Origin of the sequence: Parafrankia sp. Ea1.12 (genome assembly GCF_900465275.1) — a bacterium.
GTDB lineage: Bacteria > Actinomycetota > Actinomycetes > Frankiales > Frankiaceae > Parafrankia > Parafrankia soli.
In genome coordinates, this window is record NZ_UBIZ01000063.1 from 1 (window position 1) to 926 (window position 926).

Below are 926 nucleotides of genomic sequence, written 5' to 3' on the forward strand. Positions count from 1 at the left end.
TCGTATGAGTCTATCATTGCCAAAGGAATTTCCCACCACAACCAGAAGCACTAAGCCCTGGCCATGGACGGGGGTTAAAAAATATGGCACTGACTATTCGGTACGCTGTTGAGTTCTCAAGGAGCAGGTGCGTACAGGAGTTCACGCCGCGAAGCGGTTCCTCCAGGCACTTTTGCCCAAATTCGTCTTGTTTAGGTTGGAAACGCCGCGATCCTTGCCAGGATCTTGCGCTCTACCCTCAGCCTCGCCCTCTCGGTCGAGGCCCTGTCCCGCGTGGAGCCACCCTGTTCGGTGTCTTCCGTGTCGCGCTGACAGAGAGAACATTACGGGTGGATGACGGGAGGCGTCAAATCAATCGGGACCTGGATAGTGTGACGTATGTCACATGGCTCCACTTGGAGCTTGACGTCGCTGTCTGATATGCGAGGCTTGAGGTTCTGCGCTCGAACGGATGGGCGATGGACCAGCCCCGCCACCAGCGCGGGAGGACCGCTCGAAACACCTGGGTACCAGCCACTGTGAAGCGGTGGACACCTCGCCGGGTCACCCGAAGCGGGGGACGTGCCGGCCGTGGGCGAGTGGCCTCTCTGTGCCGCAGGGAGCACAGTCCGTACGCGTCGGTCTGTGCGGGTTCGGTCGGGCCGTCGCAGCCACGCGCCTCAGGCGGGCATCCGCGGGGGCCGGCCCCGGCTCACCGACGGCTCGTTCAGGATCCAGAGCCGGTACGGGCGGTCGCGGCCCGTCCGGATGCCGATCCGGGGCCCACGGCCCACCTGGGTCTCGGCAACGGGTGCTCCGGAGTGAACCGTCACCGGGCCGGATCCGACGAGGTCGGTGCCGGTGAAGCCGCCGTCCACCCCCAGGGCCCGGGCGAAGCGTCCAGGCCCGCTCGCGACGCGCCAGGCGGCCGCGGCGCCCCCCACCCA

General features: G+C 65.8%; 1 protein-coding gene. It reads right to left on the reverse strand.

Features of this window, described 5'->3' with window-relative positions:
* Positions 1-659: 659 nt before the first annotated feature.
* Positions 660-926 (reverse strand): DNA-3-methyladenine glycosylase (locus tag FMEAI12_RS00325; protein WP_146776589.1); only part of this gene is annotated, 267 nt, incomplete at its 5' end.